At 55.5% G+C, this 13,395-nt stretch carries 14 protein-coding genes; 5 read left to right on the top strand and 9 right to left on the bottom strand.

The genetic code is table 11. The features are described 5' to 3' along the window. The first annotated feature begins 73 nt into the window (after positions 1–73). Positions 74–583 (top strand): hypothetical protein, encoded by a 510-nt coding sequence (locus G477_RS21385; protein ID WP_026697765.1) that lies wholly within the window; start codon positions 74–76, stop codon positions 581–583. A gap of 37 nt (positions 584–620) precedes the next feature. Here G477_RS21385 and G477_RS0109565 read toward each other — a convergent pair whose 3' ends face one another. From G477_RS0109565 to G477_RS19255, 7 genes are all read right to left on the bottom strand, one after another. After that, positions 621–1,067, bottom strand: coding sequence for a hypothetical protein (locus G477_RS0109565; protein WP_026697764.1), 447 nt, complete (start codon positions 1,065–1,067; stop codon positions 621–623). Next, entirely contained in the window at positions 1,064–3,739 is a 2,676-nt protein-coding gene (locus tag G477_RS0109560; RefSeq protein WP_026697763.1) for a cation-transporting P-type ATPase, read from the bottom strand. The genes G477_RS0109565 and G477_RS0109560 overlap by 4 nt, the downstream gene beginning before the upstream one ends. Positions 3,740–3,810: 71 nt before the next feature. Further along, positions 3,811–4,398: a hypothetical protein gene (locus tag G477_RS0109555; RefSeq protein ID WP_026697762.1), complete on the bottom strand. Its 588-nt coding sequence runs from the start codon at positions 4,396–4,398 to the stop codon at positions 3,811–3,813. An 84-nt stretch (positions 4,399–4,482) separates the two neighbouring features. Continuing rightward, positions 4,483–4,878 (bottom strand): VOC family protein, encoded by a 396-nt coding sequence (locus G477_RS0109550; protein WP_026697761.1) that lies wholly within the window; start codon positions 4,876–4,878, stop codon positions 4,483–4,485. Between the two features lie 201 nt (positions 4,879–5,079). Continuing rightward, a complete protein-coding gene (locus tag G477_RS19260) occupies positions 5,080–5,661 on the bottom strand; it encodes an NUDIX hydrolase (RefSeq protein WP_051287886.1) in 582 nt (193 codons plus the stop codon). A 21-nt stretch (positions 5,662–5,682) separates the two neighbouring features. Beyond that, positions 5,683–6,477 (bottom strand): alpha/beta fold hydrolase, encoded by a 795-nt coding sequence (locus G477_RS0109540; protein ID WP_026697760.1) that lies wholly within the window; start codon positions 6,475–6,477, stop codon positions 5,683–5,685. 56 nt (positions 6,478–6,533) lie between these two features. Further along, complete coding sequence (locus tag G477_RS19255) at positions 6,534–7,064, bottom strand: cysteine hydrolase family protein (protein WP_051287884.1); 531 nt, start codon at positions 7,062–7,064, stop codon at positions 6,534–6,536. 590 nt (positions 7,065–7,654) lie between these two features. On the opposite strand from G477_RS19255, the gene G477_RS21605 reads away from it, so the two are divergent. Next, positions 7,655–7,789: a hypothetical protein gene (locus G477_RS21605; protein ID WP_281171131.1), complete on the top strand. Its 135-nt coding sequence runs from the start codon at positions 7,655–7,657 to the stop codon at positions 7,787–7,789. A gap of 284 nt (positions 7,790–8,073) precedes the next feature. On the opposite strand, the gene G477_RS0109520 is transcribed toward G477_RS21605, so the two are convergent. Continuing rightward, positions 8,074–8,550 (bottom strand): hypothetical protein, encoded by a 477-nt coding sequence (locus G477_RS0109520; protein WP_026697758.1) that lies wholly within the window; start codon positions 8,548–8,550, stop codon positions 8,074–8,076. A gap of 276 nt (positions 8,551–8,826) precedes the next feature. Here G477_RS0109520 and G477_RS0109515 point away from each other — a divergent pair, with 276 nt between their 5' ends. From G477_RS0109515 to G477_RS0109505, 3 genes are all read left to right on the top strand, one after another. Further along, entirely contained in the window at positions 8,827–9,831 is a 1,005-nt protein-coding gene (locus tag G477_RS0109515) for a zinc-dependent alcohol dehydrogenase family protein (RefSeq protein ID WP_051287882.1), read from the top strand. Positions 9,832–10,095: 264 nt separating this feature from the next. Then, positions 10,096–10,470, top strand: a complete 375-nt coding sequence (locus G477_RS0109510) for an NUDIX hydrolase (RefSeq protein ID WP_026697756.1) — start codon at positions 10,096–10,098, stop codon at positions 10,468–10,470. Positions 10,471–10,675: 205 nt separating this feature from the next. Beyond that, positions 10,676–12,127 (top strand): protein adenylyltransferase SelO, encoded by a 1,452-nt coding sequence (locus tag G477_RS0109505; RefSeq protein ID WP_026697755.1) that lies wholly within the window; start codon positions 10,676–10,678, stop codon positions 12,125–12,127. Between the two features lie 606 nt (positions 12,128–12,733). On the opposite strand, the gene G477_RS0109495 is transcribed toward G477_RS0109505, so the two are convergent. Next, positions 12,734–13,381 carry an HAD family hydrolase gene (locus tag G477_RS0109495; protein WP_026697753.1) on the bottom strand — a complete coding sequence of 216 codons (648 nt, stop codon included), beginning with the start codon at positions 13,379–13,381 and terminating at the stop codon, positions 12,734–12,736. Between the last annotated feature and the right edge of the window lie 14 nt (positions 13,382–13,395).

Raw genomic sequence — 13,395 nt, 5'->3', positions numbered from 1 at the left:
GTTCATTGTACGTGAATCCTGCCGGCCGTACCAGTCCTGTGCTGCCGGCTGGAAGACAAAGGAGTGATGACGGATGAAAGCTCTCCTGCTTGTTCTGCTGCTTGGTCTCAGCGGCTGCGCCGTGGACTGGACAGACTGGTCCGGTACCGATGCCGAGCCGACCGCAGCAGAAATACCGCCTGCTATGGTTGACAATGCGGAAGAGGACATTGTCGAAGACGGCGATTACACCATGACCATCCGCGCCGAAAACAACCGGGATTTTGAAGCGACGCTCACCTACCGCGGTTCGGATCCAGTTGAAGTCACGTATACGTCGCTCGTGCGTTTTCGTATCGCCGATGAAAACTTGAACAGCTACACCCCGACCGGTGTCAGGGTCGGCCGCAGCAACGAAGGCATGATCCGCCCGCAGTTCCCGGAAGTATGGCACTACAGCTTTGACTCCTTTTTGGAAATGGGACCGGATCCCGGCACCTACACGGTGATTGCCATCGCTTCTTTTGAAGAAGAGGAAAGCGGCGAAGAGCGTGAATTCTCCGTCAAGACGGAGTTTGACTACGAGCCGGAATACGAGGATTAGCTGCTTCGCCGGCGTCGAACGCAGGCCTGGCGCCAGGTTAGAAGGTGTGCCAGAATATGTACATCATCCCTGCAAGCACCGGTGCAGGGATTTCGTCTGTGTCGATGGTCATTTCCCAGAACGTCCGGAAGAGAAACCCCGTCGTCTTCGTTTCCCCGGCGACGCGTCCTTGATATTGAACCATCCCGCTCTGTCCCATGGCAGATTCGATCATCAGTTCTTCCGACTCCATCCGCAGAAGATGCCGCGTATCTTCTGGACGGGGACCGTAAAGCACCTCACTTCCCCCGGCATGAGAGACGTCATAGATTTTTTCCCCGGCCTCGGTCCGTCCTGTTTCCCGAAAGGTCCAGATCTCTTCTCCGAGGTGGACCGCAGCATTCACTCCGTCTCCTTCAGGGACGATGGCCGCTTTGTTCCCATTCAATAAAAGTTCCAGAGGCCGCCGCTGGGACAGCTTCGGCCTCTCCATCAGTATTTTCACTCGCGGACCCCTTTCTGTCTTCGGCCGATCACTCGGCGGGAGACGCTTTTTTCCAGTTCAATCAGACCAAATATCACAACACCCAACCCCGCAGGCACGAGCCAGTATTCTATCGTGAGCGCCGTCGTGCCGAACGCTGTCTGCATAAACGGCACGTAAAGAATCAGCAGCTGCAGCACGATCAGCGCCCCGGATACGAGGAATGCTACTTTGTTTTTGAAAAAGTTCCGGTTGAAGGCGAATCCGAGCTCACTGCGGCAGTTGAACAAGTGGAACATCTGCAGAATGACAATAGTGTGCAGCACGGCGGCATGCAGCATCGTCTCACTGACGCCCTGCGCCTGCAGGTAGAGATACACGGCAAACGTCACGCCTGCAATCAACAGCGAAACAAAGATGATTCTGAACATGTAATACGGCGTCAGCAGCGGCGTACTCACAGGCCTAGGCGGACGCTCCATCGCTCCTTCTTCCAGCGGCTCAAAGGCCAGCGCCAGCGATACGGTAACCGCAATCACCATGTTGACCCACAAAATTTGAATCGGGGTCAACGGCATGACAGCTCCAAGCAGAATCGCTGTCACAATCAGCAGGGACTGCGCGCCGTTGGTCGGCAGAATATAGAGAATCGTCTTCTTCAGATTCGCGTAGACGCGCCTGCCTTCTTCCACTGCCCCGACGATGGTTTCGAAGTTGTCGTCGGTCAGAACCATTTTCGAGGATTCTTTCGCCACCTCGGTGCCTTTGATGCCCATTGCTACACCGATATCAGCCCGTTTCAGCGCCGGTGCGTCATTGACGCCATCCCCTGTCATCGCAGCGACTTTGCCCTGCTTCTGCAGTGCCTCCACAAGCCGGAGTTTGTTATCGGGGCTCGTCCTGGCGAAAACATCGTACTTCAGCACCGCCTCCTCCATTTCCTCATCGGACATCGCATCCAGTTCGCGGCCTTCCAACCCTTTGGTTCCATCCCCGATGCCGAGTTCATATCCAATCGCTACGGCCGTATCTTTATGATCTCCCGTGATCATCTTCACGCTCACCCCTGCGGAACGGCATTCGTTTACGGCCGCTTTCGCCTCTTCGCGCGGGGGATCAATGATGCCGGTCAGTCCGAGAAATTCCACCCCCGAATGCAGGTCTTCGTGCTCGAGGGAGGTTTTCTCCCCGGATACGGTGATTCTGCCGGCTGCGAGCACCCGCTCGCCTTTCGACGTGCGCGTTTTCATCAGTTTTTCCCAGTGATCACGATCAAACCCATCATCGGAAGAAGCCGCCATATCAAACAGCCGGTCCGGCGCTCCCTTCACATAAATAACGCGGTCTTCATCTGTATCGGCCAGGACAGCCATGTATTTATATTCAGAGTCGAACGGAATTTTCGCTGCCGGGCTGTGTCTCGGAATGGTCGAGGCCGCTTTTTCTGCTGCCGTCAGGAGGCATCCTTCTGTCGGCTCACCGTTCATCTGCCAGCCGTCCTCCGTTTTCGTCAGCTCGGCTTCGTTGCAGGAGATCATGGCGCTCAGCAGTTCTTTCAGGTCCGTCCTGGTTTCCGGGTCTGCTTCCTCCCCATCCAGCTTGATGCGGCCGTCCGGCTCATACCCTGTGCCGCTGACGTCAAAGCTGTGCTCCTCCGTCAGAATCGAGGTCACCGTCATCTCATTTTTCGTCAAGGTCCCGGTCTTGTCCGAGCAGATCACCGAGACCGCTCCGAGTGTTTCTACCGAAGGGAGGCTGCGGACGATCGCTTTGCGATCCGCCATGTTCTGCACGCCGAGCGCCAGAATGATGGAGATGATCGCCGGAAGTCCTTCCGGAATCGCAGCCACGGCAAGACCGATTACAGAAAGCAGGAGTTCTCCTGCCTCATATCCCTGCACGAAAAAGCCGAAGAGGTACATGACCGCCGCGGCACCAAGAATGAAGAACGCAACCTGTTTACCGAAACGGTCCGTCTGCTTCATCAGTGGCGTCTTCGTTTCTTCGACCTGGTTAATGGATTCGTTGATCTTCCCGATTTCTGTCTGTTCGCCGGTCGCCGTGACTATGCCCCGGCCGCTGCCGGAAGTGATCGACGTGCCGGAAAACACCATATTAAAGCGGTCGCCGAGCACGATATCTTCTTCCTGCACGTCGGTCGTTTTCTCTGCTGACGTCGATTCCCCTGTCAGCGCGGCTTCCTCGGCTGCAAGGTTGTCTGCTTCCAGCAGCCGCATGTCCGCCGGAACTTTATCTCCAGCGCGGAGAATCACCACATCCCCCGGAACCAGTTCGCCGGCATCGATATCGATTCGACTGCCCCCGCGCACGACCGTTGCTTCGAGCGACAGCATATTTTTGATCCCCTGCAGGGCTTTCTCCGCCCGGCTCTCCTGCAGATAGCCGATAGACGCGTTGATCACGGCGACGAGCAGAATGACGACGGTATCGATATAATGCCCGAGCACGGCGGTGACGACGGCGGCTGCGAGAAGAATATAAATCAGCACATCGTGAAAGTGCCGGAAAAACTTGATCAGGCTCGATTCCTCTTCCCCCTCTGGCAGCTCATTGCGGCCGTATGTATCAAGCCTGTCTGCAGCTTCTTGTTTTTCCAGTCCTTCGGTACGGTCGCTGTCGAATGCCTTGACGGTCTCTTCATACCCGGATGCGTGCCATTGCTTGTCTGCCATACTGACTCCCTCCTGGAAAGATGCTGATTATCCGCTGCTGACCTGCTTCTCCTGAAGTGGGAAGGCCATGCTCATGACGTTCTACGGCCTTTCCGCTGGAGCTGCTGATACGCAGCCAGTTCTGTGTAGAGCAGTCCCGTTCTTCCTCCCTGGCCGGGCCAGAAGCAGGGAGGACAATGCCGGTCGAGCGTCAGGCTCACGCTGCACGGCACACGTACCTGCGATCCGTCTTCATCCAGGTAGAACAAATGATTTTGTTTGATATAGAGCATCTGCTCGTGATGGATGAGCGGAAGCCGGTCGTAATGTTCCGCGATCTTCTGGTGCTTCGGCCGGTTCTTCCTATCCGCCCGGACAAGGACCACCGCAAAAAAACCGACGCCTGCCGAGAAGCAGAAAACCAACAGGGCAGGCCCCCATCCTACCCCCGCGCTGAAAGCAAAGACAGCAGCTGCACCTGCCGTCCAGGCAATCATTTGATACCGTATGTATTCCTGCCTTGCGGCTGTCATGCGCTGCTGGAGCAGGGCCGTCCGTGCAAGTGCTGCAGCACCGGCCGCCGATGGGATGATTCCTTCCGGCCAGCCGCGCAGCAGTCCCGTCAGCAGCAGCACCACGGAGACGATGGATGGTATCCAGTAAGCCGGCAGTTGTTTCATACTCCCTACCCCCTCTTCCCGTCTTCTGCTGAAAGGAGCGCTGCGCAGGACGATGCTGCATCTTCCCCGGCTCCTGCGGCCTGTTTACTGCGAATCGCCGGTCCGCGCTTGCGGATGAAGACGCTGAATGAGTTCCACCCTGTTGCCGAATGGATCCCGGAATTCAAAGCGTTCCGCACCTGGAATTGCTGCCGCTTCGATGATGTCCACCCCTGCCTGTTCCAAGGTTTCCCTCCAAGGGTTCACATCCGGCACCTGATAAGCGAGGTGCGCCTTCGTCTGCATCCGGTCGACGCCTTTTTCTGTTCCAATATGTACTTCCATCGGCCCTGCTTTCATCCAGAACCCGCCGCGCCCCTGGAGGGCCTCGGGCTTCTCGATTTCCACCAGTCCGAGGAGGTCGAGATAGAATGCTTTCGCCTGCTGCTCTGCCCCTGTCGGGATCGTGATTTGTGCATGATCCAGTCCTAGAATGGTCATGTACTCATCCTTTCTATTGTAAAGGTGTTGTTTCCTTCTGCTGCTTTCATTCATCACGCTGCAGACGTCCTCTGTCTGTGGATAAGCCTGCGGCCTCCTGCTTCCACCGACGCCCTGCTCGTGTTCGAGAAAAAGGTTGTCCTTGCAGAAAGCGGGAAGCCGCGGGTCTGCTCAAGACGCAGCCGTCCTGGCTTGATGGCTCTATAGAAGTCGTCTGCAGCCTTCCAGCAGTGCCGTTGTATACGCTGCGCTGTGTGGAGCAAAGTCAGCAGCCGTCACCACCCGCTCTTCTCCCGTCGCAGTATCTGTCACGACAGCGGATGCACCGTCTTTCCACATGGCTTCTGCTTCCTGGAGGTCCATACTCCATACACCAGTGGTTTCCTGCGGGTCAACGTCATACGTTTCTCCTTGATAGAGATAAAGGTGAACGTGGCAGAATTCCCGGTCGATGAAGGCCCCTTCCTGATACTCATCCTGCTGGACCCCGAGGTAGACAAGATCTTTAAACCGGAGGGACAGGCCAATCTCCTCTTTCACTTCCCGGAGGCCATTCAGTCTTCTCTCTCCATCTTCCAGATGGCCGGCTGCCGTTATGTCAAACAGACCTGGGAAATCTTTTTTCCCATCCGACCTCAGCTGGACGTGCAGCCTCGGGCGCTCACCAGCTTCCAAGATCCAAAGCTGAAAGGTTTCATGCCAGTCTCCGTCCCGGTGCACGTCGTCCCGTTCTTTTACGCCGATCAGCGTTCCGTCCTCTTCAAAAATGCGCAGATTTTCCATTATTGCTGCTCCTTCTGCCGGTTATTTTTGAATACCGGCTTCCATATGCTGGAGAAATAAATCGATTCGTTCGTTGACTGCTTTCGGATTATCGAGGTTCACCGCATGGTGCGCCCGCGGAATAATCACACTCTCCGCCCGCTGCATCTGCTCTTCCATGTGCTCCTGCTGCTGACGAACAAGCCAGTCATCCTCACCGATGATCAGCAGCGCCGGTGCTTCGATCAACGGCAGGTCGTTGCTGCTGTCCATCTTTGTCACCGCACCCCATATTCTGGACCAGCTGTTCTTTTTCATCCGTCCGGAAGCAGCGAGAATATAATCTTTATTGGCCGGGCGGTGTTTCGAGAGGATATGGCCCTGCAGCTTCGTCGTGACAGCCATCGGCAGAGAATACATCGTCCACCTGTTCAAAGGGGCAGCCAGCTTCTCGTGCCAGTGAAGCGAATACGTAAAAGGTGTCCCCATCAGCACGAGTCCTTTTACTTTTTCCGGTGCTGCAGCTGCTGCCTGGAGTGCCATATGGCCGCCCATGGACAAGCCGCATAAAGTAACCTGGTCTGCCTCCGTCTCCTCGATCAGCCGGAGCAGATCCTGATAAAACACATCCGGGTCCACCGGTCCTTTAGGCAGCGAGGAAAGGCCGTGCCCACGCACATCCCATGTGATGACACGGTGCCGTTTTGAGAAATGCTGCACCTGTGTCTTCCACATGCGATGGTCCAGGGAAGCCCCGTGGGTGAAGAGCATCACCTCGTTGCCGGTCCCATGTTCTTCATAATATAATGAAGCGCCTTGATGCTGTAGATACGGCATATCCCCGCTCACCTCCGCTGTCCCTCGTTCTCTTCCATTGTACCATCATTTTCCTCCTATTGTGCTGACGGAGTTCTGCCGACGCCTTTTTCCACACGGACCGTACTGGACGCCTCCATGATACGAGCAATAATGCTTCCTGTGCTTCCGCCCTCTGCTCCGTAGCGTTCCGGAGAATGAACGGAAGCGACCGCATCCTCCATGTACGTCACCTGATATCCATACTCCACGCCCGCGACAGCCGTGAACATGCAGCAGAATTCTGCATTGAACCCTGTGATGACGATTTCTTCGACGCCCTGCTTCTGCAGCTCTTCATGCAGGTTCGTATCAAGAAAGGCGCTCGGCCTCTCTTTCTCCAACACCATGTCCGCTTCTTTTTCTACAGATTCGTGCAGGTCAGCGGTCCGGCTGTCGGCCGAGAAAATCGACCCTTCTCCACGATACACATGCCGCAGAAAGAAAACCGGCTCCTCCCGCTGTTTGTAGGTCCGGATCATCTCCGCTATCATCGACAGCTCTTTTCCGAAAGACCCGGCCTCCACCAGTCCTCTCTGCACATCAATAACTAAGAGCGCACGTTTCATATCGTTTTTCCTCCTTTTGGTGATTCCCTGTCCGCTTCATGCAGCTGCCCAAGCGTTGGGTGGCATGCTCTCACCAGCCGTGCCGCATGATGTTCAGGGGGGGGCTTTTTCCGGTATGGTATTCACGGGCATTTTTCCCGTTTTTGCTTTTCTCCTAACCAGAAACAAGAGGATTGCAGAAAATCGCCTTCTGCCGCAGAATGAAAGCATCGAATCAAAAGAGAGGAGACCCCCAGCATGAAACTACGACAACAGCTGCAGGCATGGATGACACGGAGGTCCTGCCATTTCTGCGGCAGAAAAAAAGGAGAGCTGCAGTCCTTTTTGGATGCTGATCGAAATCCCATCTCCGTTTGTTTTATCTGTGTTCCCTACGCGGAGCGACGCGGCTACCCGAGAAGGTGAACCGATCTCTCTTTCGTCCTGGCCTCTGGTCCGGCGGCCGGCAGCAACCTCGTCGACTCGGCAGGCAAAGCCTGTCGCCCGGACTTCCAAACCTCGACGCCCCGCGCCGAAAGCCCGTTGCCCCGGAGAAAAAGTCCGCCAGACGGCTTCGCCCCCGCCACCCAAAGCGGGAGGTACGTCGAGGTATGCTGCCAACCCTGTCGACTCACGAAGAAACCTCGACGCGCCGCAGCACCGGCTTCCTGCATGCCAATCAAAGTACAAAAGCGCAAAGCGCCTTTTGGTCGGAACGGCGTGCGGAAGCGCTGCAAGCTTTTTGAGGAAAGAACACGTGCTTCGTTCTTCCCGTGCAGCGCATAGAGCAGCCGTCTTCTTGTATGAGAACTTATACATTCCTATTACTACAAAAAACGAGCCGGCGATGGAGTGAATCCATCGCCGGCTCGTCAAGTTGTTGATAAACGAACGCACTGCCTGTCTTTTCTTCCGCGTGAGGCTTCCGCTGTACACATCCTATCCCATAGGAAAGAAGCTTGTGCCTCCGCTGATCGCACCGTAGTCCCGCTGGACACACCGGAGAATACCGCGTTCGAACAGCAGCGGGTTACTTCTTCCGCTCCTGGATCCAGCAGATCCCCCGCGTGCCATCGGGTTTCTTGACCGTCCCCGCTTTTTCCCACGCGAGAGCTTCCAGTTTCCCGGCCAGCGACTCGTCGTCCTCCGGTACAACCAGGGCAATCCGTTTCGCTTCAGGACCGGCAGCGAGTGCCCGGATCAGGACCGCCTCCATGTTCTCTTCTTTCTCATCCTTTAGAGCCTGCACCTGCATGATGAAAAACGTATGCTGAATGTCGTCCATATACCAGTCAGATGGCAGCATCCACGGTGCTTCTGTACGGACGGCCTTTCCGGATATCCCGTAGGCAAATCCTTTCAGCTTTCCCCGCCGTTCGAATACGCGGACATGAAACCCTTCTTCGCGGCCGTGCCGCTGAAACTGTTTCAGCAGGCCCGGCTCTTTACCATGGATCTCTTCATAAAGTCTCACTGCTTCATGCCAGTGGATCGTTGTTCTGATCATGATTTACATCCTTTCCTGCTTCCTTCTCTCTTTAGTATACTGCACAATCCTCTCTGAAAGCAGGGAGCACCCTCAAATTTGAAAATTTTTCACGGTTTGTAGCGAAAAGACCCTTCTTTCTTCCCTTCAGGAGGGCCTGCAAAGAACAACATGGCGCAGTGCTTCCCCCGCCGCGTGCGAATCACCCGCTTCTCACGATGAGAACGTAGGCTGCTTCGTTTATTCACCGGCTCCTGCGGGAAAAAGGATGGGGACTATCAGGAAGGAGTGAGAAGTTTGGATAACCGCGTCTATCGTACAATAACGGCAGAGACACCTGCCGCACTGAAGCTGGAATACGAATCGATTCCAGAGCCGCAGCGCGGGGAAGTACTCATCCGCGTGCACGCCACCTCGTTAAACTATCGGGACTATGCCATTCTTCAGGGGATGTATCCCGGCGGAGTCAAAGACGGCGTAGTTCCGTTGTCCGACGGAGCCGGCGAAATCATTGCACTCGGAGAAGAGGTCCACCGATTTCAAAAGGGAGACCGGGTTGTCGGGAATTTCATGAAAGAATTCATCGGCTCGATCCGTCCGGACTATCTTCAGCCTTACGGCACCCATTCCGATGGCTGGCTGACCGATTACAAAGTGGTGCATCAGGAACAGCTGACAGCCGTGCCGGAACATTTGACCATGGAAGAAGCAGCAACCTTGCCATGTGCTGCTGTTACAGCATGGAACGGCCTTCAGGGCCCTTCCCCGCTGACAGCAGGCGACACCGTTCTCACCCTCGGCACCGGCGGCGTTTCCATTTTCACAGTCCAGCTCGCAAACGCACTCGGCATCCGGACCGTCAGTACTACGTCCGCGGACTGGAAAGCCGAACGATTGAAAGAGCTGGGCGCCGGAACGATCATCAATTACAAAGAGACTCCATCCTGGGGAGAAAAGGCAGCTGAAGCAGGCCGCGGAGTCGACCGGGTGCTTGAAGTTGGAGGCCCTGCGACCATTAAGCAGTCGCTGGCTGCCCTTCGTCCCGGCGGCGAAGCCGTCCTCATCGGTGTATTAAGCACCGAAGGCGATGACATCAGTTACTTCGACTTGTTCGGCGGCGCCAATATTCGATCCGTTTTTGTCGGTTCAAGGGATGACTTCGAACGAATGAACAACGTCATCCACTCTGCCGGGATCCGGCCCGTGATCGACCGGACTTTCCGTTTCGATGAAGCACCTGAGGCATTCCAGTATCTGGCGGAACAAAAGCACATCGGAAAGATCGTCATCACGCATGCCTAATCCTGTTCGATCCGCTTTGTAGGACCGGCTTCTTCCGGAGATGCCGGTTCAGGTCGATTCCAGTCAGGCGAAAGCTGCACAGTGTCTCGACATATTCACGCCCCTGCCCTCCATTCAAGCCTCCTTGTGTATTACAGTTTGTTGCAATAACCTTTCTTTCCCATAACAATACCGGAAAAATGGAACTTATCCCTTTTCTTCTTCGGTAAAAGAGGGTAGAACTTAGTATAACGAGGAACACCACTTGAATGGAGGCATCTTCAAATGAGACAGCGTGCCGGACTGATTATTATACAGGAAGCCCATGTACTCCTGCTGCAGAAACGGCAGGGCAATCACTTCTCCTACACTTTCCCGACGACCGAAACAGACACTGCTGCAGACCTGGAAGCTTCCGCAATCCGGGAAGCTTCCTCCCTTACCGGCAGCCCTGTCCGCCTGGAAACAAAAGCATTCGTCCATGCCGCAGACATGCTGGAACATTACTACTACGTCTCTCTCGTCCCCGGGACCCATGAAACTCTGCAGAGCACAGCCTATGCCAATCCGGTCTGGATGCCTGTAGCTAAGCTCGCCGCTCTGGACATCCGTCCAAAAAGCGCAGCGGTAAAAGTAGCCGACACTGCTCCTGCTGGATAGAGCACCAGTACCAAAGGGCTTGTCTGACACCCGGGCTGCACCAGAGTACGGACAGCATGACGATTCCCACCCCCGCGCCGGAAGAACTTCCGGCGTGTTTTTTTATCCGTGCTTACGTCTGCCGGGAACTTCCTCTGCCGGAGCGGCGGCACTATCACCATCCCGCCTGCAGCTGTTATGATGGAGGAGAAAGCGAGGGATGATTATGACACAATCTTCTACTGCCGGATGGCAGCTGAAGCAGACATACGCTTATCTTCATGAAACCTTTTTTGTACCAGCCGAACCAGCGCCGGCGGAAGCGCCGAAGCTGCTGCTGTTCAACCGCGGTCTCGCGGATTCTCTCGGTCTCGATGCAGACGAAGCAGAGGCGGAAGCGGCGCAGACCTTGTCTGGCACCACGCTTCCCGAGCAGGCGTACCCCATTTCTCAGGCCTATGCCGGCCATCAGTTCGGCCACTTCACCATGCTCGGGGATGGCAGAGCACATCTTTTAGGAGAACAGCAGTGTCCGGACGGACGGCTGATGGACATTCAACTAAAAGGATCCGGCAGAACGCCTTTCTCGCGAGGCGGCGATGGCAGAGCTGCACTCGGCCCGATGCTCCGGGAGTATATCATCAGCGAAGCGATGCACGCCCTGGGGATCCCGACGAACCGAAGCCTGGCTGTCGTTGCAACCGGGGAGACAGTCCGGCGTCAGCGCATGGAACCGGGCGCGGTCCTGACTAGAGCTGCCTCCAGCTATCTACGCGCGGGAACTTTTCAATATGCAGCCCAGTTCGGTTCAACAGAGCTCGTCCAGCAGCTGGCGGATTACGCCATCAACAGGCACGATCCGGAAGCGGCCGAAGCCGACAACCCTTACCTGGCTTTCTTCAGACGGGTGATGGAGCGGCAGGCCTCCCTTACCGCTTCGTGGCAGGGAGTTGGGTTTATTCACGGGGTCATGAACACAGACAATATGTTCATCAGCGGGGAAACGATGGACTACGGCCCCTGTGCGTTCATGAATGCCTATGATCCCGCCACGTTCTTCAGCTCCATCGACCAGGGAGGGCGCTATGCTTATGAAAACCAGCCGAAAATCGCCGGCTGGAACCTGGCCCGCCTGGCTGAATCGATGCTGCCGCTGTTCGACGAAGACGAAGAAAAAGCCCTGGCAGCGGCACAGGAAGAACTGTATCGATACACGGAGCTTTACCATGAAGCGTGGCTGGACGTCATGCGGGCCAAAATCGGTCTGGCCGGGCAGGAAGAGGACGATGAACCGCTGATCGATCAGCTTCTCAGCATGATGCAGGCCGCCGAAGCGGACTGGACGAATACATTCGCCGGACTCACCGAAGAAAACTGGGAGAAAGCGAATGTGCTGCAGACGCCTGCTTTTCAAACATGGTACACGAAAGTGAAAGCACGCCGGGAGCGTCAGGACGAACCTGCATTCCCAATCATGAAGCGGGCCAACCCGGCCGTCATTCCGCGGAACCACCGTGTAGAAGAAGCGCTGGCTGCGGCAGAGAGCGGGGACATGGAGCCGCTTCACGCCTTGATGGCTGTTCTGTCCTCTCCTTTTGATTACGAACAGACGCCTGCTTCCTATCAGGAGCCGCCGCCGCCTTCGAGCCTTCCTTACCGCACGTTCTGCGGCACGTAAAGCATCCGATGCCCCACTGTAAGAGCAGCAGGCTGAAAGAGAAGCTGCCGGAGCCGATTCGGACAGACCCCTTCCGCCGGGAAGCAGCGGGGAAATACAACCATACGAATAAACAGGGAAACAGATAGACGTTGTCAACAGCCTAAGAGCCCCTCACCTGAAACATGGTGAGGGGCTCTTTACTTACTGCTGCTTGTTCCTGCTTCTTTTCCTTACTCAACACGTATTTGTCGATCAGACAGAAAAGGCTGCTGGTTATCTTCTCATAAACGTCTGCCAGAGACGCTGAATCATCCGAGAGGCCCCTTTTCTGACTTGAGCGGCTTTTCCACTTCGGCTCATGTTCATTACACCACGGCTGACCGCAGGTAATAAGCGGATCGCCGCAGCACGGGCTGCTTTCCAAATGAGGTGCTGCACAAAAACAACCTCCCTCTTTTCGTATAATGTAACGTTCGGCGAAAGCTGCGTCAAGGAATAAGGGCACTGCGCGTGCCGCAGGCTTTTGAGGGAAAACAGAACCTTCATTCTTCTCTTGCTGCGCGCGAAGCCGCCTTCATTCTGCTATGCCATCTTATGCTTTCTTACGAACCGACGTATCAGACGCTACCCCTGCTTCAGTTCCGATTTAATGAATTCATGAAAAACGGCCGGATCGGCGAAGGTGTAGTCCGGCTCCTTTTCGAACTGCTGCTGCTGGAGATGTTCGAGCCACTGGGCGCCGATGGTAACTGCACCGGCGCTGGAGCCGGCGAGAATATCGACATCGCTGTCTCCGGCAAAAAAGGCTTCTTCCGGCCGGATTCCTATCCGGGAAGCGGCCGCTTTCACACCTTCTGGGTCCGGCTTCGGTTCATGAACGTCATCACCGCTGATGACAACGTCAAAAAGCTGCTCCATGCCGAGTTTTTTCAAGGAAATAGCGAGTCCACGGGAAGACTTTCCGGTCACGACCGCCAGAGGCAGCTGCTTTTTTATTTCTTCGAGCACCTGCTGCAGATCGCTCCGCTGGGTGACCAGCGAATCATGATCGCGCTCGTACACTTCATAGAAATATTCCATAGCTTCATCCACCGGCCTGTATGCCAGATGTTCTGTCAAAATGTCGACTTCCGCCGGGCCGAGCATATCCCGGATCTCTTCTTCCGTCAGTTCCTTATCATCAAACCGGCGGAACACTTCCTGAAATGATCGAAAAACGATTGGCAGCGTATCTGCCAGTGTACCATCAAAATCAAAAATCGCTGCTTTCATCCTTCTCTTCCTTT

The sequence above is a fragment of the Alkalicoccus chagannorensis DSM 18086 genome, from assembly GCF_000429725.1.
Taxonomy (GTDB): Bacteria; Bacillota; Bacilli; order Bacillales; family Salisediminibacteriaceae; genus Alkalicoccus; species Alkalicoccus chagannorensis.
This window is presented reverse-complemented; position numbering and strand designations above follow the sequence as displayed.

Bases quoted from the DNA above. Each gene is read 5' to 3' on its own strand.
- G477_RS19260 (WP_051287886.1), bottom strand. From the start codon at position 5,661: ATGGAAAATCTGCGCATTTTTGAAGAGGACGGAACGCTGATCGGCGTA.
- G477_RS0109555 (WP_026697762.1), bottom strand. From the start codon at position 4,398: ATGAAACAACTGCCGGCTTACTGGATACCATCCATCGTCTCCGTGGTG.
- G477_RS0109505 (WP_026697755.1), top strand. From the start codon at position 10,676: ATGACACAATCTTCTACTGCCGGATGGCAGCTGAAGCAGACATACGCT.
- G477_RS0109550 (WP_026697761.1), bottom strand. From the start codon at position 4,878: ATGACCATTCTAGGACTGGATCATGCACAAATCACGATCCCGACAGGG.
- G477_RS0109495 (WP_026697753.1), bottom strand. From the start codon at position 13,381: ATGAAAGCAGCGATTTTTGATTTTGATGGTACACTGGCAGATACGCTG.
- G477_RS0109560 (WP_026697763.1), bottom strand. From the start codon at position 3,739: ATGGCAGACAAGCAATGGCACGCATCCGGGTATGAAGAGACCGTCAAG.
- G477_RS21385 (WP_026697765.1), top strand. From the start codon at position 74: ATGAAAGCTCTCCTGCTTGTTCTGCTGCTTGGTCTCAGCGGCTGCGCC.
- G477_RS0109510 (WP_026697756.1), top strand. From the start codon at position 10,096: ATGAGACAGCGTGCCGGACTGATTATTATACAGGAAGCCCATGTACTC.
- G477_RS19255 (WP_051287884.1), bottom strand. From the start codon at position 7,064: ATGAAACGTGCGCTCTTAGTTATTGATGTGCAGAGAGGACTGGTGGAG.
- G477_RS21605 (WP_281171131.1), top strand. From the start codon at position 7,655: ATGCTGCCAACCCTGTCGACTCACGAAGAAACCTCGACGCGCCGCAGC.
- G477_RS0109540 (WP_026697760.1), bottom strand. From the start codon at position 6,477: ATGCCGTATCTACAGCATCAAGGCGCTTCATTATATTATGAAGAACAT.
- G477_RS0109520 (WP_026697758.1), bottom strand. From the start codon at position 8,550: ATGATCAGAACAACGATCCACTGGCATGAAGCAGTGAGACTTTATGAA.